General features: G+C 72.6%; 15 protein-coding genes. 6 read left to right on the forward strand and 9 right to left on the reverse strand.

What is annotated here, in order from left to right; translation table 11 throughout:
* Window positions 1-6: 6 nt before the first annotated feature.
* The 3 genes from AB0C03_RS09430 to AB0C03_RS09440 all read left to right on the forward strand — a co-directional run bounded on the left by AB0C03_RS09430 (window position 7) and on the right by AB0C03_RS09440 (window position 5980).
* Window positions 7-1521: a lytic transglycosylase domain-containing protein gene (locus tag AB0C03_RS09430; protein ID WP_435823367.1), complete on the forward strand. Its 1515-nt coding sequence runs from the start codon at window positions 7-9 to the stop codon at window positions 1519-1521.
* 72 nt (window positions 1522-1593) lie between these two features.
* The gene (locus AB0C03_RS09435) at window positions 1594-2610 is read left to right on the forward strand and encodes a GNAT family N-acetyltransferase (RefSeq protein WP_210864927.1); all 1017 of its coding nucleotides are present in this window, start codon (window positions 1594-1596) and stop codon (window positions 2608-2610) included.
* 91 nt (window positions 2611-2701) lie between these two features.
* A complete protein-coding gene (locus AB0C03_RS09440) occupies window positions 2702-5980 on the forward strand; it encodes a lamin tail domain-containing protein (protein ID WP_357635771.1) in 3279 nt (1092 codons plus the stop codon).
* A gap of 64 nt (window positions 5981-6044) precedes the next feature.
* Here the strand turns inward: AB0C03_RS09440 and AB0C03_RS09445 are convergent, their stop codons facing one another.
* The 6 genes from AB0C03_RS09445 to AB0C03_RS09470 all read right to left on the reverse strand — a co-directional run bounded on the left by AB0C03_RS09445 (window position 6045) and on the right by AB0C03_RS09470 (window position 12809).
* Window positions 6045-6560: a helix-turn-helix transcriptional regulator gene (locus tag AB0C03_RS09445; protein ID WP_081883737.1), complete on the reverse strand. Its 516-nt coding sequence runs from the start codon at window positions 6558-6560 to the stop codon at window positions 6045-6047.
* A 538-nt stretch (window positions 6561-7098) separates the two neighbouring features.
* Window positions 7099-8082: a porphobilinogen synthase gene (gene hemB / locus AB0C03_RS09450; RefSeq protein ID WP_030329752.1), complete on the reverse strand. Its 984-nt coding sequence runs from the start codon at window positions 8080-8082 to the stop codon at window positions 7099-7101.
* Window positions 8083-8102: 20 nt separating this feature from the next.
* On the reverse strand, window positions 8103-9683 hold the full coding sequence (locus tag AB0C03_RS09455; protein WP_030329750.1) for a bifunctional uroporphyrinogen-III C-methyltransferase/uroporphyrinogen-III synthase: 1581 nt from the start codon (window positions 9681-9683) through the stop codon (window positions 8103-8105).
* The gene (hemC, locus tag AB0C03_RS09460; RefSeq protein WP_030329749.1) at window positions 9680-10648 is read right to left on the reverse strand and encodes a hydroxymethylbilane synthase; all 969 of its coding nucleotides are present in this window, start codon (window positions 10646-10648) and stop codon (window positions 9680-9682) included. The genes AB0C03_RS09455 and hemC overlap by 4 nt, the downstream gene beginning before the upstream one ends.
* The gene (locus AB0C03_RS09465; protein WP_030329748.1) at window positions 10645-12042 is read right to left on the reverse strand and encodes a glutamyl-tRNA reductase; all 1398 of its coding nucleotides are present in this window, start codon (window positions 12040-12042) and stop codon (window positions 10645-10647) included. Before AB0C03_RS09465 ends, hemC begins: the two co-directional genes overlap by 4 nt.
* On the reverse strand, window positions 12039-12809 hold the full coding sequence (locus AB0C03_RS09470; RefSeq protein ID WP_030329747.1) for a redox-sensing transcriptional repressor Rex: 771 nt from the start codon (window positions 12807-12809) through the stop codon (window positions 12039-12041). Before AB0C03_RS09470 ends, AB0C03_RS09465 begins: the two co-directional genes overlap by 4 nt.
* A gap of 381 nt (window positions 12810-13190) precedes the next feature.
* On the opposite strand from AB0C03_RS09470, the gene AB0C03_RS09475 reads away from it, so the two are divergent.
* Together AB0C03_RS09475 and AB0C03_RS09480 are read left to right on the forward strand one after the other, a co-directional pair.
* Window positions 13191-14495 carry a sensor histidine kinase gene (locus AB0C03_RS09475; RefSeq protein WP_030329746.1) on the forward strand — a complete coding sequence of 435 codons (1305 nt, stop codon included), beginning with the start codon at window positions 13191-13193 and terminating at the stop codon, window positions 14493-14495.
* Between the two features lie 59 nt (window positions 14496-14554).
* Entirely contained in the window at window positions 14555-15208 is a 654-nt protein-coding gene (locus tag AB0C03_RS09480; protein ID WP_030329744.1) for a response regulator transcription factor, read from the forward strand.
* Here the strand turns inward: AB0C03_RS09480 and AB0C03_RS09485 are convergent.
* Genes AB0C03_RS09485 through AB0C03_RS09495 form a run of 3 tightly spaced genes read right to left on the reverse strand, consistent with a single transcriptional unit; the run spans window position 15189 to window position 17810 of the window.
* Window positions 15189-15851, reverse strand: a complete 663-nt coding sequence (locus tag AB0C03_RS09485) for an HAD family hydrolase (protein WP_030329742.1) — start codon at window positions 15849-15851, stop codon at window positions 15189-15191. The genes AB0C03_RS09480 and AB0C03_RS09485 overlap by 20 nt on opposite strands.
* 20 nt (window positions 15852-15871) lie before the next feature.
* Entirely contained in the window at window positions 15872-16126 is a 255-nt protein-coding gene (locus tag AB0C03_RS09490) for a glutaredoxin family protein (protein WP_030329740.1), read from the reverse strand.
* Complete coding sequence (locus tag AB0C03_RS09495) at window positions 16116-17810, reverse strand: AMP-binding protein (protein ID WP_387219852.1); 1695 nt, start codon at window positions 17808-17810, stop codon at window positions 16116-16118. Before AB0C03_RS09495 ends, AB0C03_RS09490 begins: the two co-directional genes overlap by 11 nt.
* Window positions 17811-18308: 498 nt before the next feature.
* Between AB0C03_RS09495 and AB0C03_RS09500 the strand changes: the two genes are divergently transcribed.
* The gene (locus tag AB0C03_RS09500; protein ID WP_030329736.1) at window positions 18309-19265 is read left to right on the forward strand and encodes an ECF subfamily RNA polymerase sigma factor, BldN family; all 957 of its coding nucleotides are present in this window, start codon (window positions 18309-18311) and stop codon (window positions 19263-19265) included.
* Window positions 19266-19518: the final 253 nt, after the last annotated feature.

Below are 19518 nucleotides of genomic sequence, written 5' to 3' on the forward strand. Positions count from 1 at the left end.
CGGAGTATGGGTGATACTCAACAGGTGGTGGACGGCGAGGACGACACGCGTGTGCAACCGTTACGACCGGCCGCGCCGCTGGAGGGGCCACTCGAAGGTTCGGGGGCCGCGCCCGATCCGGTGCGCGCGGTGCCCCGCCCGCGCCGTCCCTGGCTGAGCGGACGTTCGAAGGGCGCGGCGGCCACGCCACCGGCCACTGTGCCCGCCTCGCCGACGGCGCCCGAGGCCAACACCGAGGCCCCCAGGACCGAGGCGGCCAAGGCGGCGACGCCCCAACCTGCTGGCGCAAAGACCGGGACAGTCAAGGCAGACGACGCAAAGATCGAAACGGTCAAGGCCGAGGAAGCAAAGGCCGAGGAAGCAAAGGCCGAGGCCGCGAAGGCCGAGACGCCCAAGGCCGACAACGCGAAGACCGAGACGGTCAAGCCGGACGACGCGAAGATCGAGACCGCGAAGGCCGAGACGCCCAAGGCCGACGACGCGAAGACCGGAGCCACCGCCGGTGCGATGGATCTGGCGAAGACCACTGTGGATGAGCTGCCGGCGGTGCCGGCGTCCGGCCCGGCCCGTCGGCGACGGGTGCAGTTCGCGCACGCGGTACGTGTGCCGCCGCGCCAGGCGGCAGCAGCCGCCGCGCGGGCTACCCGGGCCTGGGCCGGCCGGCCCAGTGGTCGGCTGACCCTGCCCGGCGTCTTCCTGCTGGCGCTGGTGGCGGCGACCGCCGCGGCGGGAGCGCTGCTCGTACCGGCCACGATCCGCGCACCGCGTCCGGTGGCTGTGGACGCCTCGGCCGCGCCGGGCGCTGTCGCACCCACGGCGGCACCGTCCGGCCAGCCCACCGGCCCGTTGCCCACCGGGCCACTGCCCACCGGCCCGTTGCCCACCATCCCACTGCCCAGCGGCGGGTTGCCCGGCACCGGGCTGCCGCCCGGCACGGTGACCGGCGGCCGCCCGTCGGACGCCCTGGCCGGCTGGGCGCAGCAGGTCGGCGCCAAGGTCGGCGTCCCCCCGGTCGCCATGCAGGCGTACGGCTACGCCGAACTGGTCCTCGCCCAGACCAACCGCAGTTGTGCGCTGAGCTGGACCACGCTGGCCGCGATCGGTCAGGTCGAATCGGGGCACGGCTCGGCCAACGGCGCGCGGTTGGGGCAGGACGGCAAGGCGCTGCCCAACATCATCGGGCTGCCGCTGGACGGGAAGGAGGGTCGGATGCGGATCATCGACACCGACCGTGGGGCCCTCGACGGGGACACCACCCTCGACCGCGCCATCGGGCCGATGCAGTTCATCCCGACCACCTGGCAGGAGATCGGCGCGGACGCCGACAACGACGGCCGCAAGGATCCGCACGATCTGGACGACGCCGCCCTGGCAGCGGGAAATTACCTCTGCAAGGGCGGCCGGAACCTCAGCATCCCGGGCGACTGGTGGAACGCGATCCTCTCCTACAACGATGTACGGCGCTACGCCCAGGACGTCTACGACACCGCGAACCGGTACGGACGGGCCAGTCGGTCATGAAGTGATCGTCTCGATACGTTGGAGAACTGGACACTTCCCCCAGGCCTCTGTTAGCGGCAAGCTAGACGGGTGATGGTGCGCGAGTGGGACCCCAGGACCGCGTCGTCCGCCGAGATCGCGTCGCTGTTGGCCACGCTGAACGCGGTCCTGGCGGCCGATCTGCCGCAGGACCCGCCCTGGCGGGAGACTTCGCTGCGGGAATACCTCGCCGAGGTGATGCCCGGCGAGCGGCGGATCTCCTGGATCGCCCAGGCCGAGCCGACCGCTGCGGGCGACACGGGCGAGGTGCTCGGCCAGGTGCACGTCCTCCTTCTGGGTGACATCGGTGTTCTCGAGGTGCTGGTGCACCCGTCCGTGCGGCGCACCGGCCTCGGCCGTGACCTGGTGTTGCGTGCCGCCCGCCGGGTCTACCAGGAGGGCTTCCAGTCGATCGGGGTCGAGGTGGTCGGCGACACGCCAGCCGTCGGGTTCTACGAGTCGCTCGGCTTCACCCGGGAGTACGTGGAGACCCGCAGCGTGCTCGACCTGACCGCGGTGGACTGGGCCGAGCTGGCCGAGATGGCCACCGGCATCAGCGCGGGCTACCAGGTGGAGTTCTTCCCGGGCGGGCCGCCGGACGACCTGCTCGAGGCGTACGCGCGGGCCAAGGCCGAGGTGCGCGACGTCGACGACGGCGAGTTGCGCCCCAGCTCGTACGACCCGGAGCGGCTGCGCGACAGCCTCGACACGCTGCACCGACGGGGCATGAAGCCGTACATCGTGCTCGCACGGCACGAGCAGAGCGGCGAGGTGGCCGGCCTGACCGAGGTGGTGGTGCCGGCGCAGCACCCGACCCGCGCCGACCAGTACGACACGATCGTCGCGCAGGATCACCGGGGCTACGGCATCGATCGGGCGATCAAGGCCAGGATGCTGTTGGAGCTGCGTTCCGCCGAGCCGGAGCTGATCGAGGTGCAGACCTGGAACGCCCAGGCCAACGAGGCGATGCTCAAGGTCAACGCGGAGCTGGGCTACCGGCCGGACCGGGACTGGTGCGAATACAGCGTCGACGTCGCTGAGCTGGTGCACCGCCTCGATCCGCCACGGTGAGGAATTCACGAAACTGTCCATTAGGGGATGGACGGTGGACAGTCGCGCACCTTAACGTGCGTTGACCCCGTCCACCCATCGTGGAGGCCCTATGCGCCCGCGCCGCTCAATCGCCGCGCTCGCGACCGCCACCGTCGCCGTGACTGTCACGGCGCTCGGCGTCGCACCCACCGCGGCCAGCGCCGCGCCCACCGACCTGTTCATCTCGGAGTACGTCGAGGGTTCGTCGAACAACAAGGCGATCGAGCTGTTCAACGGCACCGGTTCCGCCATCGACCTGACCGCCGGCGGCTACCAGTTGCAGCTCTACTTCAACGGCTCCACCACGGCGACCACCATCGCCCTGACCGGCAGCGTGGCGGCCGGCGACGCGTTCGTGTTCGCCAGCGCCTCGGCCGGGGCCGCCATCCTCGCCCAGGCCGATCAGACCACCGGGGCGAGCCTCTTCAACGGCGACGACGCGATCGTGCTGCGCCGGGGCAGCACGGTGCTCGACTCGATCGGGCAGGTCGGCGTCGACCCGGGCACCGAGTGGGGTGCCGGCGTCACCAGCACCGCTGACAACACCCTGCGCCGGATGCCGAACGTGACCGTCGGTGACACCGACCCGTCGGACGCGTTCGACCCTGCTACCCAGTGGGCCGGCTTCCCCGTCGACACGTTCGACGGGCTGGGCGCGCACACCGTGGACGGCGGCGGCCCGGTCGACGTACCGGCCACGCTGACCTGCGGCGGCGCCCTTGTCACCGCCGCCGGCACGGCGGCGAGCCGGGAGGTGACCGGCACCGACCCGGACGACACGATCGTCGACCTGGCGGTGACGGCGGTCAGCCCGACGCCGACCGCCGGTTCGATCACCCGTACCGCGTTCACCCCGGCCGACGGGGTGGGCGGCACCGCCCGCGCCACTGTCGGGGTGAGCGCCGATCTCGCCGCCGGGGCGTACACCGTCACCCTCACCGCGACCGACGCGGGCGGTGGCACCGCCAGCTGCGCGCTGGCCGTGCAGGTGACCCGGGAGCTGACCGTGGGCGAGGTGCAGGGTCCGACCACCGACGCCGAGTCCGGGCCCGCCGACCGGTCACCGCTCGCGCCGGCGAGCGGCAACGGCACGAGCAGCACGATGTACGACGTCCGCGGCGTGATCACCCAGTTGACAGTGGCCCGCACCTCGGCCGGGGCGGATCAGCACGGGTTCTTCCTGCAGAGCCGCATTGGTGACACCGACGGCGACCCGACCAGTTCCGACGGGATCTTCGTGTTCATGGGCGCGTTCACCTCGCTGATCGGCGGTTACGTGCCGACGGTCGGCGACGAGGTCGTGCTGCGGGCCCGGGTGTCGGAGTACTACAACTTCACCCAGCTCTCCGGTGCGTCGCTGGTCCGCCGGATCGGCGGTGGCCTGGCCGTGGACACCGCTGTCGCGGTGACCGACGCGGTCCCGCCGGCCGTGCTGACCGACGCGCAGCGCTTCTGGGAGCGGCACGAGGGCTCCCGGATGCGGATCCGCGCGGGCAGCGGCGCGGTGAGCGGCCGGGACGTCTTCTCCTCCACCGCCGACGCGGAGCTGTGGGTGGTCGACCGTGACGACCCGCTGTTGGACCGCGCCGACCCGTACTCCCGGCGGGTCTTCCGCGACTCGCACCCGCTGGACAACGACCCGGCCCGCCGCTTCGACGACGGTAACGGCCAGCGGACGCTGCTCGGCAGCATGGGTGTGAAGGCCACCGCCGGGGACAGCGCCGCGCTGCTCCCGCCGGCGCACACCTTCGACACGCTGCGGGCGGACGCGGTGGGCGGGGTCTACTACTCGTTCGAGAAGTACGGCGTCCAGGTCGAGCGGGCGGAGTTCGCCGCCGGGGCCGACCCGTCGAAGAACAACCCGCCCAAGCCGGCCGACCGGTCCCAGGAGGTGGCAGTGGCCACCTACAACGTGGAGAACCTGTACGACTACCGGGACGACCCGTTCGACGGCTGCGACTTCACCGGTAACGCCGGCTGTCCGGGTGTCACCCCGCCGTTCGACTACGTCCCGGGCAGCGAGGCGGAGTACCGCGAGCAGTTGGCGGCGCTCGCCGACCAGATCGTCAAGGATCTGCACGCGCCGGACCTGATCCTGGTGCAGGAGGCCGAGGACCAGGACATCTGCACGGTCTCCGGGGCCGCGTTGAGCTGCGGCGACACCAACAACGCCGACGGCGCTCCGGACAGCATCCAGGAGTTGGCGCTCACGGTGGCGGCGGCCGGTGGGCCCGCGTACGCCGCCGCCTATGACCGCACCGGCGCGGACGCCCGGGGTATCACCGCCGCGTTCCTGTACCGCACGGACCGGCTGTCGTTGGCCGCCGCGACGGCGAACGACCCGCTGCTGGGCTCGGCACCGACCGTTCAGTACCGGGCTCCGGGCCTGCCGGCCAACGCCGACGTGCAGAACCCGAAGGCCCTCAACGCGGTGCTGCCGTCGGATGTGGACACCTCGACCGGCCGGGACGGGACCAACGTCTTCACCCGTGCCCCGCAGTTGGGCAAGTTCAGCGTTGCCGCCGCGCCGGGTTCCGCCGAGCGGTTCACCCTGTACGCGCTCAGCAACCACTACTCGTCCGGGCCGGACAGCCGGGTCGGGCAGCGGCGGGAGCAGGCGCGCTACGGTGCGGCGATCGTCACCGCGATCGAGGCGGCCGACGGGTCCGCCCGGGTGGTCTACGGCGGGGACCTGAACGTCTTCCCCCGCCCGGACGATCCGATCGCGACGGGTGACCAGCCCACGCCGTCGGACCAGCTCGCCCCGCTGTACGAGGCGGGTCTGCACAACCTGTGGGACAACCTCGTCGCCGAGGTGCCGTCGTCCGCCTACTCGTACAGTTTCGAGGGACAGGCGCAGACGCTGGATCACCTGTTCGTGAACGACGCGTTCTACGGCGACCTGGTGCAGGTGCGGGCGGCGCACATCAACGCCGACTGGCCGGCGGAGTTCACCGGCGACGGGTCACGGGGTTCCAGTGACCACGACCCGCAGGTGGCCCGGTTCCGGTCCCGTGCGTCGTTGACGGTGGCCGACGCGACGGTGGCCGAGGGCGACCAGGGCACGAGGCAGCTCACCTTCACCGCCACCGTGTCGCGACCGTTGTCGCAGCCGGTGCTGCTCTGTGCCGCGACCGTCGGCGTCACCGCGCAGGCCGGCTCGGACTTCGACCCGTACGCGGGCTGCAAGGCGCTCGCCGCCGGGCAGACGTCGGTCACCTTCCCGGTGACAGTGCGCGGTGACCGCAAACGGGAGTCGGACGAGAAGGTGACGTTGCTGGTTGCCGGCGTACCCGGTCTCCGGCTGGCTGATCCGCTCGCGGTCGGCACGATCATCAACGACGACTGACGTCGCGCGTTCCGGCGAGGCCCGTCGACCCGTACCGGGTCGGCGGGCCTCTCTCGTGCCGAGGTCAGAGCACTCCGCGCGGCGGCCAGGGCGGCGGGGACAGGTGCCGGTTCTGGGCCACCCGCACCTCCCACTGGCTGCGCCGACGCATCGCGTCCCGGACCTCCCGATTGCGGTAGAACGTCTCCGGCGGGCGGGCCAGCCCGTAGATGTCCGCCCACCACTCCCCCAACTCGGGGTCGAGGATGGTGTCCAGGTGCGATGGGTAGCGGCGCTCCGCGCCGTTGCGGGTGTCCTGCCAGTCGCGCATCGGTTTCAGCACCCGGCCGAACTCGTCCACCACTGCCAACCGGCAGCCCACCACCGCGATGATGCGCCGGAGCAGGACGATGCTCGGCACCATCCGGCCGGCCTCGATCCGGCCGATGGTGGCGTGGTGCACGCCCGCCCAGCGGGCCAGCTCACGCTGGCTGAGGTCAGCGCGACGGCGGACCGCGCGGACGATACCGCCGGCCGGCCAGGGCACGTCGGAAGGCTCGCTGAGGAGGACCGGCTCGGCTGCGGCTGACGAATCGCTCATGCCGTCACCGTCCCGCCTGGCGGAGCCTGCCGCAATCCCGCCGGCCGCGCCTGTGGACAACGAGCCGGCCTGTGGATAACACCTTGTACCGCCGACCACTGTCCGTGTTGGCGACCTCTGGCAGCGCCATCATTACTTTGTGTCATGGATTTCGCGCCGCCTGGTCCAGTCGACCCGGCAGGCAGCGACCGAAACCGGCCAGACCAGGCAAAACTCAACCCTGGCCACCAGACCCCCAACCGCAGACCGTGTCCTTTGCTCTGCAGTTCGATATGCACCGCTAACGGACCGTGGGTGTCGCCGTCATGGGTGCAGAGCAAAGGGGGAATAGAGGGAAGGCGGGTCGGCTGGGCTGGTCACGCTGAGTAGGTCGACGCGACGAATGGCCAACGCGTACGAGGGCCGAAGAAGCCTGGCCGTCATGGCCGAGAGGCCCGGGACTCCGCGCGGCCGGCTGGGCGAGCCCTTACGGCCCGGCGCGCCCGAGGAGGCCGCGTGGCCAGGCCAGGGGCAGAGTCAGTCAGGGGCAGGACGAGCGTCAGTAACGCTCGCGCAGAAGCTGGGCGGCCTCGACCGCCCAGTAAGTGAGGATGACCTGCGCGCCGGCCCGCTTGATCGAGGTGAGCGTCTCCAGCATCACCCGCTCCCGGTCGATCCAGCCGTTGGCGGCGGCCGCCTCCACCATCGCGTACTCGCCGGAGACCTGGTAGGCGGCGACCGGGACGTCCACTGCGGCCCGCACCGCCGACACCACGTCGAGGTAGGGCAGCGCCGGCTTGACCATCACCAGGTCGGCGCCCTCGGCGACGTCGAGCGCGACCTCGCGCAGCGACTCCCGCAGGTTGGCCGGGTCCTGCTGGTAGGTGCGCCGGTCGCCCTCCAGCGCCGACTCCACCGCCTCACGGAACGGGCCGTAGAAGGCGGAGGCGTACTTCACGGCGTACGCCAGCACGGAAACGTCCTGGTACCCGGCGGCGTCGAGGGCCCGGCGTACCACGCCGACCTGACCGTCCATCATCCCGGACGGCCCGACCATGCCGACCCCCGCGGCGGCCTGGGCCACCGCCATCTCGGCGTACGCGGCCAGGGTGGAGTCGTTGTCGACAGCGCCGTCGGGGGTGAGCAGCCCGCAGTGCCCGTGCGAGGTGAACTCGTCGAGGCACAGGTCGCTCATCACGACGGTGGCGTCACCCACCTCGGCCACCACGTCCCGGATGGCCACGTTGAGGATGCCGTCCGGGTCGATGCCGCCGGAGCCGGTCGGGTCCCGCTGTTCCGGTACGCCGAAGAGCATGATCCCGCCGACACCGGCCTGGACGGCCTCGACCGCCGCCTTGCGCAGCGAGTCCCGGGAGTGCTGGAGCACCCCCGGCAGCGACGAGATGGCCCGGGGCTCGGTGAGCCCTTCCTTGACGAACATCGGCACGACCAGCTCGGCCGGGTCGACCCGGGTCTCGGACACCAGGCGGCGGACCGCCGGGGTGCGGCGCAGCCGGCGGGGCCGGATCTCGGGGTACGACATGGAAGGGCCTCCTCGAACGACTACCGGAAGCGCAGGGCGGTCGGGCCCTGAACCTTCGAGCCACGGCGCTGCTTGGCCGGCATGGCGGCCAGCTTCTCGCGCAGCTCGACGGCGTAGGCGGCGAGCGCCTCCACCAGGTCGGGCACCGAGGCGTGCGGCGGTTGGACGTCGACCCGCAGGCCGAACTCCGTCGCGGTCTCCGCCGTCTTGGGCCCAATGACGGCAACAACGGTCCGCGCGTGCGGCTTCCCGGCGATACCGACCAGGTTGCGCACGGTGGAGGACGAGGTGAAGAGCACCGCGTCGAAGCCACCCGACTTGATCGCGTCGCGGATCTCGGCGGGCGGCGGCGCGGCCCGCACCGTCCGGTACGCGGTCACGTCGTCGACCTCCCAGCCGCGCTCGGTGAGCCCGGCGGCGAGCGTCTCGGTGGCGATGTCGGCGCGCGGCAACAGCACCCGGCCCACCGGGTCGAGGATCTCGTCGTGCGGCGAGAACTCGGCCAGCAGACCCTCGGAGGACTGCTCGCCGGCGGGGATCAGCTCCGGCTGGATGCCGAACGCGCGGACCGCGTCCGCCGTTGCCTCACCGATGCAGGCGATCTTGACGCCGCCGAAGTGCCGGGCGTCGAGGCCGTGCTCGGCGAACTTCTCCCAGACCGCGCGGACCGCGTTCACCGACGTGAAGATCACCCAGGCGTACCGGCCGTCGACCAGGCCCTTGACCGCCCGCTCCATCTGGGCCGGGGTACGCGGGGGCTCGACCGCGATGGTCGGCACCTCGCACGGGATCGCCCCGTACGCGCGCAGCCGGGCGCTCATCGCGCCGGCCTGCTCCTTGGTGCGGGGTACGAGCACCTTCCAGCCGTACAGCGGGCGGTTCTCCCACCAGCTCAGCTTGTCGCGCTGCCCCACCCCGACACCGACGGTGAGCACCACCCGGCCGGTGAAGCCGAGCGCGGCGGCCACGAAGCTGTCCACCGTCGACGTGGTCGTGTACTGGGTCTCGCCGGTGCCGTCGCCGGTCACCCCGACACCGGTGGTGCCGTCGACCCCGGCGGCGAGCAGCCCGTCCCGGACGGCGGCGAGGTCACCGGCGTCCACGGCGAGCGCGAGCGAGCCCCGACCGACCGCCGTGGCCAGCGCCTCGAAGTCCAGCGCGCTGACGTCCTCGACGTCGGCGGCGGTACGCACACCCGGCAGCGGGACCCCGGCGTAGGTGGCCACACCCTCGGCCTGGCCGACGCCGGGCACCACCTCGAAGTGGGCGGCGGTGCGGGCCACCGCCTGCACCTCCTTGACCACCGAGTCGTGCCCGAACGGGTCGCCGGCGACCAGGTGCACCGCGTTCAGCCCGGAGCGGGCCGCGGAGATCAGCACCTTCGCCACATCCCCCGGCGCGCCCTCGGCCGGGGTGAACTCGGCATCGTCGGAGGCCTCGGCACGCACGACGGCGAGCAACGACTCGGGGACTCCCCGGTCGTAGATCACCTGGTCGGCGTCGACCAGGGCGTCGTGGGCCCGACGGGTCAGCAGGCCCGGGTCACCGGGGCCAGCCCCGACGAACGCGATACGGCCGACGGGCTTACGGGTGCGGGTCATTCTGTGCTCCCAAATTGCTGGGTCCCCGGGCCGGTGTGTCCTTCGTGGCCGAGGATCGAGTCGGCGCCGAGGTCGAGGAGTTCGGCGGCGAGTGCCTTACCGATCTCCGCCGCGTCGGCGGGCGTTCCGGTGCGGGACAGCCGGAGGTCACGAGTGCCGTCCGGGCTGATCACCGCCCCGCGCAGGTAGATCTCATCGCCGGTCTCGCCTTCGGCGAGTTCGGCATAGGCGGCGACGGGTGCGCTGCACCCGGCCTCCAGGGTTGCCAGAAACGCGCGTTCCGCGGTGACCGCGGCACGCGACGGTGCGTGGTCGAGCAGCGCGAGCAGCCCGACCAGGTCCTGGTCGTCGACCCGGCACTCCACGGCCAGCGCACCCTGAGCGGGGGCGGGCAGCATCAGCATCGGGTCCAACGTCTCGGTGATCACGTCGGTCCGGCCGATGCGGGCCAGACCGGCCCGGGCCAGGACGATCGCGTCGAGGTCGGCGTCCGGACCGAGCACCCGCCCCAGGCGGGTGTCGATGTTGCCGCGGATCGGGGTGACCTCCAGTTGCAGGCCGAGGGCGTGCAACTGGGCGATCCGGCGCAGCGCGCCGGTGCCCACCGTGGCACCGGGCGGCAACTCGGCGAGGGTGCGGCCGTCGCGGGCCACCAACGCGTCGCGCGGGTCCTGCCGGGCCGGCACCGCAGCGATGTGCAGCCCGCCGGCGCCGGCCGTGGGCAGGTCCTTGTACGAGTGCACCGCGAAGTCGATCGTCCCGGCGGTGAGCGCGTCGCGCAGGGCGGAGACGAACACCCCGACGCCCAGCCGGTGCACCGGCGCCGTGGAGCGGTCGCCCGCGGTGACCACCTCGACCAGCTCGACCGGGCGGCCGGTGGCGGCGGTCACCGCCTCGGCGACCTGGCCGGACTGGGCCATCGCCAGGGTGCTGCCCCGGGTGCCGAGGCGCAGGGGGGCGGTCATCGCGCACCTCCGGTTGGTGGGGTCGGTTCGGCGGTGTCGGCAGCGGACACCGGGCCGGTGCCGGGGAGCGCCAGGCCGAGGTCGGGGGTCAGCACGTCGGGGACGGTGTCGACCGGTGAGGTCTGCGGCACCTCGAGGTCGAACAGCTCGCGCAGCAGTGCGGCGTACTGGTCGCCGCCGGGCTCCGCGGCCAGCTGGCGGACCTTGACGGTGGGCTGGTGCAGCAGCCGTTGCACGACCCGGTGCACGGTGCGGGCCACCTCGGCCCGCAGGTCGTCGCCGAGGTCGGGGCGGCGCTGCGCCAGCCGGCGCAGCTCGGCGCTGACCACGTCGTCGGCCCGGCCCCGCAGCGCGGCCACGGTGGGCGCCACGTCGGCGCCGCGCAACCAGGTGAGGAAGCCCTCCACCTCGCCGAGCACGATGCGTTCGACGGCTGCGGCGTCGGCGGCCGCCGGACCGTCGGCGAGCAGCCCCGCCATCCGGTCGATGTCGATCACTTCGACGCCGGGCAGCTCGGCGACGCCCTCCTCGACGTCGCGCGGGACGGCCAGGTCGAGCAGGACCAGCGGGCCCCGGGCCGGGTCGCGTTCGGCCAGCGCCGTGGTGACCACCGCCCGGGTGAGGACCGGTTCAGTGGACGCGGTGGCGGCCACTACGATGTCCACTGTGGAGAGAGTGTCGGCCAGTTCGGTCATCGGCGCGGCGCTCGCCCCGTACGACTCGGCGAGGCGGACGGCCCGGTCGGCACCCCGGTTGCTGACGATGAGCGGCCCGGCGCCCAGCCGGGACAGCGTGGCCACCCCGAGCGAACCCATCGCGCCAGCGCCCACCACCAGGGCCGGACGGCCGACGAGGTCACCGTCGAAGTGCCCGGCGGCCAGCTCCAGGGCGGCGGTGACGACGCTCTGGCCGGCCCGGTCGATGCCGGTCTCGGCGTGCGCCCGCTTGCCGACCCGCAGCGCCTGCTGCATGAGCTCGTGCAGCAGCCGGCCGGCCGAGTCGGCGCCGGTGGCCCAGTGGTACGCGTCACGCAGCTGGCCGAGGATCTGCGCCTCGCCCACCACCATCGAGTCCAGACCGGTGGCGACCCGGAAGACGTGGTCCACGGCAGCGGTGTCGTAGTGCACGTACAGGTGGCTGGCCAGCGCCGTCGGCGAGCTGCCGGCCTGCTCGGCCAGCACGGCGCAGATGTCGCCGAGCCCGCCGTGGAAACCGGACACGGCGGCGTACACCTCCACCCGGTTGCAGGTGGAGACGATCACCGCCTCGGCCACGTACGGCTGGGCGACCAGGCGGTCCAGGGTGCGGGTGAGGTCGGCGGGGGGCACGGCCAGCTGCTCCAGCGTGGCGACCGGGGCGGTCCGGTAGGACGCGCCGACGACAAGCAGTTTCACGTGCCGATCGCCTCCTGGGTGTCGGTGGCCGCGAACCCGCCGGGCAGAGCGGTGAGAGCGGACCCGCCGGTGGCGGGCAGCGCGGTCAGCGACGCCTTGCGGTGCTCGTGGAAGGACAGAATCTGCAGCTCGATGGCGAGGTCGACCTTGCGCACGTCGACCCCCTCCGGAACCGAGAGTACGCACGGCGCGAAGTTGAGGATGCTCGTCACGCCGACGGCGACCAGTTGGTCGGCGACCTGCTGGGCGGCGGCTGCCGGGGTGGCGATCACGCCGATCGCCAGGGATTCCTCGGCGGCGACCGTCGGCAGGTCGTCGACATGCCGGACCACCAGGCCGTTGATCTCCTCACCGACCCGGGAGGGATCGGCGTCGAGCAGTGCGGCGATCCGGAAGCCCCGGCTGGCGAAGCCGTCGTAGCCGGCCAGAGCGTGACCGAGATTACCCACGCCGACCAGGGCGACAGCCCGGCGTTGGGTGAGCCCGAGCACATACTCGATCTGCTCGATCAGCAGCGCGACGTCGTAGCCGACGCCCCGGGTGCCGTACGAGCCGAGGTGCGAGAGGTCCTTGCGGAGCTTGGCGGAGTTGACCCCGGCGGCGGCGGAGAGGCCTTCGCTGGAGACCGTCTCGTGCCCGGTGTCGGCCAGGTTGTGCAGCGCGCGCAGGTACTCCGGGAGCCGAGCGACGGTCGCCTCGGGCAGGTCCGGGAGCGCCGGTACGGCACCGGCGCGGCCGGGCGCGCCTGGGTGACGGTGCTGACTCATGAGACTCCGTGCGGTGCGATCCTCGGCCAACTCCGCTGGTCGGCCGTTTGTGGACTCCCGCTGGCGACCGAGATTGCCGGCTGTGCTAGCAGGGCGCGTCGGAGTCACAGCGTAGGCGCTTGTGAAGACGTGCACAAATCGCGATCTTGCCGCTGCGTGGCGCGACAGCACCAGCACCTCCATCCCACAAGATCGATTGAACGGCCTGGTCCGCTCACCGCCCGGGCGATTATTGCTCAATCCCGACTTCTCTGACCAATCCCGCGCCGGCCCCTGTCCCGGGTCGTCCCGGCGGTGGTAGGGGCTGGTAGGGGCAGCACTACGGAGGAGAGGCGGGGTTTCGGGATGGGGACACCGCGCCCGGCTGCCTAGCCTTTGGGCATGACCGCCGTTGCCGCCACCAGCGACCGACCGACGCTGGCACCGAGCATCCCCCGCCAACTCTTCGTCGACTCCGGGTACGTGGTGCTGGGCCTGCCCCTGGCGGTGGCCAGCTTCGTCCTCCTCGTCGTCGGCCTCGCGGTCGGCATCGGCCTGGTGGTCACGGTGATCGGCCTACCGATCCTCAGCGGCACCCTGTACGCCGCCCGTGGGCTGGCCGACGTCGAGCGGCTGCGGCTGCCCGCGGTGCTCCACCAACCCCGGATCCGGCCGCACTACCGGCTGCCCGAGGCCGGCGCGAACGCCTGGCGGCGGATCTTCGTGCCGATGCGGGACGCCCAGTCCTGGCTCGACCTGGCACACGGCATCCTGCGGCTGATCGCGGCGGTGGGCACCTTCGTGGTGACGGTGTCCTGGTGGGCCGCGGCCATCACCGGCTCGCTCTACTGGGCGTACGACTGGGCGCTGCCCCGGGCCGACGGCGAGGGTGACCAGGACCTGGCGCAGTTGCTCGGCCTGGGCGACTCGACCACCGCCCGGATCGGCCTGTACACCGCGCTCGGGGTGTTCTTCCTGATCACCCTGCCGATCGTGGTGCGGGGCTGCGCGCTGCTGCAGGCCAGCTTCGCCAAGGCCATGCTGACCGGGGTGGCCGAGATGCGCGACCGGATCACCGTGCTGGAGGAGCAGAAGCGAGCCGCGGTGTCCGCCGAGGCCTCCGCGCTACGCCGGCTGGAACGGGACATCCACGACGGCCCCCAGCAGCGCCTGGTCCGGCTGGCGATGGACCTCAGCCGAGCCCGGATGCAGCTCGCCTCGGATCCGGAGGCGGCCGGGCGCACCATCGACGAGGCGGTCACCCAGACCCGGGACACGCTGGCCGAGCTGCGGGCGCTGTCCCGGGGCATCGCGCCGCCGATCCTGGTCGACCGGGGTCTGCCCAGCGCCTTGGCGGCGCTCGCCGGGCGCGGGCTGATCCCGATCGAGCTCCAGGTGGACCCGCAGCTCGGCACCCCCGCCGGGCGGCTCGACCCGGCGGTGGAGAACACCGCGTACTTCGTGGTGTCCGAGGCGCTCACCAACGTCGCCAAGCACAGCCGGGCCACCGAGGCCACGGTGGCGGTGGTCCGGCAGGGCACCCACCTGCAGGTACGGGTGGGCGACGACGGGCAGGGCGGGGCGCACCTGGCGAAGGGCCACGGGCTGGCCGGCATCGCCGACCGGGTCCGGGCCGCCGGTGGCGAACTGGTGGTGGTCAGCCCGACCGGCGGCCCCACCGAGATCCGCGCCGAGCTTCCCCTGTGAGCGCCCGGGGCACCGCGCCGAGCCGCCCCGACGGGCCGGACGTGGTAGACAACACAGCCATGCGCATCGTGATCGCCGACGACGCCGTCCTGCTCCGGGAGGGGCTGGTCCGGCTGCTGACCGAGAGCGGGCACCAGGTGGTGGCCGCCGTCGGGGACGGTGACGCCCTGGTCGAGGCGGTGGTCGAGCACCGGCCCGACGTGTCGATCGTCGACGTCCGGATGCCGCCGTCGCACACCGACGAGGGGCTGCGGGCCGCGGTGGAGGCGCGCCGGCTGGTGCCGCGTACCCCGATCCTGGTGCTGTCCCAGTACGTCGAGGTCTCGTACGCCGATGATCTGCTCGCCACCACCGGCGGCGCCGGCGGCGGGATCGGCTACCTGCTCAAGGACCGGGTGGCGGCGATCGACGAGTTCCTGGACGCGCTGCGCCGGGTGGCGGGCGGCGGCACGGTGCTCGACCCGGAGGTGGTCGGTCAGCTCTTCGCCCGGCGTCGCCGCGACGACCCGCTGCGCGAGTTGACCCCCCGTGAGCGCGAGGTGCTCGCCCTGATGGCCGAGGGGCGCTCGAACACCGCCATCGCGCGTGCCCTCGTGGTCAGCGACGGCGCGGTGGAGAAGCACGTGCGCAACATCTTCACCAAGCTGACCCTGCCGCCGGACACCGAACAGCACCGGCGGGTGCTGGCCGTCCTCACCTACCTGCGGAACTGACCTCCCGGGCCAGGGCGACAGCGTCGGTGAGGGTGTCGGCCACCGGGTGGCCGGAGGCGCGCAGCCGGGCCGGGTCGGTGAACCCGCCGGTGTAGAGCACGGCCCGGCCGCCGACCGCCACCGCGGCGTCCGCGTCGTCGATGGAGTCGCCGATCAGCACCACCGAGGCGCCGTCCACGCCCAGCTCGGCCAGGTGCCGCTGGAGCGGTTCGGTCTTGCTGCCACCGCCGACCGTGGCCCGCAGCCCGTCGACGCGGGTGAAGTGGCCGGTCAACCCGTACGTGTGCACGGTCGGGACCAGCTCCTCGTGGAACCACATGGACAGCAGACTCTGGCTGCCCGGCCACGCGGCCATCGCGGCACGCGCGTCGGCGGCCAGCTCACAGGTGGTCAGCCCGGTGCGGTACGCCTCGTGGAAGATCTTGTCGAGGCGGCCGAACTCGTCGTCGTCAACGGCCTGCCCGAGCACCTCGGCGTAGTACTCGGCGATCGGCCTGCGGAACCGCACCCGGTGCTCGTCCGGGGTGACCGTCGGCCCGCCCAGGCTCGTGAACACGACGTTGGTGGCGGACACCACCAGACTCAGGTCGTTGAGCAGGGTGCCGTTCCAGTCCCAGACGAGGTGCGGGGGCGCAGGGGTCATCAGAGCACCATAGGCACCCCTCAGAGCTGCGGCGTGGTCAGGTCCCGCAGCAGCCGGTCCTCCTCGACCCGCCAGTAGCCGTGCTCCTTGCCGTCGAGCATCACCACCGGCAGCCGGTCCCCGTACTCCCGTTCCAGCCCCTCGTCGCCGGTGACGTCCCACTCGACCCACTTGTCGCCGGTGACCGCCACGACCCGGTCGAGCGCCGCCTTGGCGTCGTCGCACAGGTGGCAGCCGGGTCGGGTGATCAGCGCGAGTCGGGCGTCAGTTGCCATCGGTTACCTCCGTGCGGTCGGTCGGCGTCGCCGACCGGAGCTGGGTCTTGCGTACCTTGCCGATCGCCGAGTGTGGCAGGGCGTCGACGAACTCGACGGCGGTCGGGCACTTGAACCGGGCCAGGTTCCGCGCGCAGTGGGCGAGCAACTCCTCGCTGGTCACCGGTCGTCCCTGCGCCGGCACCACGTACGCCCGGACAGTCTCGCCGGTTCGCGGGTGCGGCACACCCAGTACCGCCGACTCGGCCACCCCGGGATGCCCGGCGAGCACCAGCTCGACCTCGTGCGGATAGACGTTGAACCCGTTGACGAGGATCAGGTCGCCGAGCCGGTCGACCAGAAAGAGGTCTCCGTCCTCGTCGGCGTACGCGATGTCACCGGTGCCCCACCACCCGTCGGCGGCCGGGCCGCCCCGACCATCGGGCCAGTACCCGGTGAAGAGGTTGGGGCCGGACACCACGATCTGCCCCGGGTCGGTGCCCGGCGCGACGTCGGAGAGGTCCAGCTCATCCGGGTCGTCGTCGGGGACTGCCAGCCCGTCGCGCCACAGCTCCACCCCGTCGGCGTCGACCAGGCGGAGCCGCACACCGGGCAGCGGGCGGCCGATCGAACCGGGCTTGGCCACGCCGCCGACCAGGGTGGAGGTGAGCACCGGCGCGGTCTCGGTGAGGCCGTACCCGATGTGCACCTGATGCCCGGTGACAGCGGAGAAGCGCGCCGCGACAGCGGGTTCGAGCGGTGCCGCGCCACAGACCGCCACCCGCACCGACGCGGTCGCCGCCCGGGCCGCGGCCATGCCGGCCCAGGTCAGGAACATCGACGGTACGCCGACCAGCACGCTGACCCGGTGCCGCGCGATCTCGTCCAGCCCCGCCGTCGGCCCCGGCTCGTCGAGCAGCACGCCGGTGGCGCCGTGGTGCACGACAGCACCGAGCCCCGAGTTGAGCCCGTACGCGTGAAACAGCGGCAACGCGAGGAGAACGGTGTCCGTCGGCCCGACCACCGGCGGTTCGATCTGCGCGACCTGTTCGTGGTTGGCGAGCAGCGCCTGGTGCGACAGCATCGCTCCCTTGGGTCGCCCCTCGGTGCCGGAGGTGTAGAGCAGTACCGCCAGGTCCGCGCCCCCTCGTCGAGGGCGGGGTGCCGGCCCGGGTGCGTCGACGGTCGGTGGCGTGCCGTGCACGGAGGTGAGCGCGGGCAGTTCGGCGGCGATGTCGGCGACCAGACCTCGTACGTGGTCGGTGGCGACGAGCACCGACGCGCCGGAGTCGGCCAGCACGTGTCGGAGTTCCGGGGCGGTGAGGCCGGGGTTGACCGGCACTGTCACCAGCCCGGCCCGCAGGGCGCCCAGCCAGGCGATCACGAAGTCCGGCGTGTTGGGCAGTGCGATGGCGACGCGTGGCGGGGTGGCGCCGGGGTCGGTGGGCGGTGCGGCGGCGGACAGGCCGCGGGCTGCGGCGTCCACAGCGGCGTCCAGTTCGGACCAGCTCACTGTGTGCTCGTGCCAGTGCAGCGCGGACCGGTCGGCCCGGTCGAGGGCCGCCCGGCGGACCCGGTCGGCGAGGTTCGGCGCGGGGCTTTCCGAGAGGTCCGGCACGGTGGTCGAGTCTGGCACAGCGCACGGCGACGGGCCACGCCCGGCGGTCGGGGCGGACCCGCGGGGGCGGCACCGCGACAGTCCCATGCACGGGACTGTCCGGTGTGCCATCGGCGGTCCGATCAGGTCCTGTCGATGGGACGTGCGATGCCGATCAGAGGCAGTTCGGTCGCCCCCACCCGACCGGCCGGCGTGTCGGGCCAACCGAACGGGCGGACGCCTCCCACCTGGGCATCCACCCTGGAACACCGTGCCGACGGAAAGTCAATCGCACACGACGGACAACCGGTCCGCCATCGGTGCGACGGAGCGGGAAATACTTCCGCCTTGTGTAACGGACTTGCCACGCGCGGGTGACGTTGGCCCTATCATCACTCGGGTCGGGTCACCCCATTTGCCGTGAGTCGACACCCCTCAGCCCGAGGAGGCCCCCGTGCCTGTGAGCGCATTGGACCAGCACCTCCAGCGGAACTGCCGCCCGTCGGCAGTTCCCGCGACCGTCCTGCCCGACCGGTCACCCGGTCGGTCCGTCCCGACGAGACCCAGACCGGCCCGGCCGGCAACCGACGGGACGGGGGCAACACGGTGACCACCTTCGGTTACGCGGAACGCCCGGTCGGCCTGACCGGTCAGCCGGCCCGCTCCCACGTCAACGAGCGCCCAGCAGCCCGCGCCCCACTGGACGAGCAGCCCGGCGGCGGCCTGCGGGGTGACGGCACGGCGCATCGGATCCGCAGCCGGCCACATCACAACGAGCCACCACCGCGACCCGCGGTGCCCGGCGGGAACGCGAAGCCGGCCGGTGGCCGGGTGGCCGTACCGTCCCGGCCCGCCATGCCCGTGCAGGGTCGTCGGGTAAGCGACACACCGGCGGTCACCACCGACCCGGCGGCGGGTGAGACAGCGGTGATCCCGGCGGTGCCGGCCACCACCGCCACCACCCCGACCGGTTTCCCGAGCCGACCGGACCCGTCCGACCCGGCCACCGAGGTGTGGACGCTGATCGAGCGGGCCCAGGCCGGCGAGTCCGAGGCGTTCGGTCTGATCTACGACCGGTACGTGGACACCGTCTTCCGGTTCGTCTACTTCCGGGTCGGCAACCGGCAACTCGCCGAGGACCTCACCTCGGACACCTTCCTGCGCGCGCTCAAGCGGATCGGCAGCTTCACCTGGCAGGGCCGCGACCTCGGCGCCTGGCTGGTGACGATCGCCCGCAACCTGGTCGCTGACCACTTCAAGTCGGGCCGGTACCGACTGGAGGTCACCACCGGCGACGTGCTCGACGCCGACCGGGAGGACCGGGGCCCGGAGGGCAGCCCGGAGGCGGCGGTGGTGGAGCACATCACCAACGTCGCGCTGCTCACCGCCGTCAAGCAGCTCAACCCGGAGCAGCAGGAGTGCATCGTGCTCCGCTTCCTCCAGGGCTTCTCGGTCGCCGAGACGGCCCGCGCGATGGGCAAGAACGAGGGAGCCATCAAGGCCCTCCAGTACCGCGCCGTCCGCGCCCTGGCCCGACTGCTGCCCGACGGCTTCCAGCCGTAGGTTGTTACGGCGGGGCCGACGGGCGTCGATCAACGTCCGCGCAGCTCAGGGTCGGTCCCGCCTGGTGATGACCATCACTTTCTGTAATTTCCGCTCCGCCAGGCCCGTAACCCGTGCCCGGCCCGCCGCGTTTCTCCGGGTGCGACCGGTGGATGTCCCGGCAGGTCCGGGTCACCGAGGTCCGACCGGCATGCCGGCGGCACCTCACCTCCGTGGTGTCACACTGCCGCCCGGTCGCTGGCAACGACGGCGG

Source organism: Micromonospora parva (assembly GCF_040649675.1).
Classification (GTDB): Bacteria; Actinomycetota; Actinomycetes; order Mycobacteriales; family Micromonosporaceae; genus Micromonospora; species Micromonospora parva.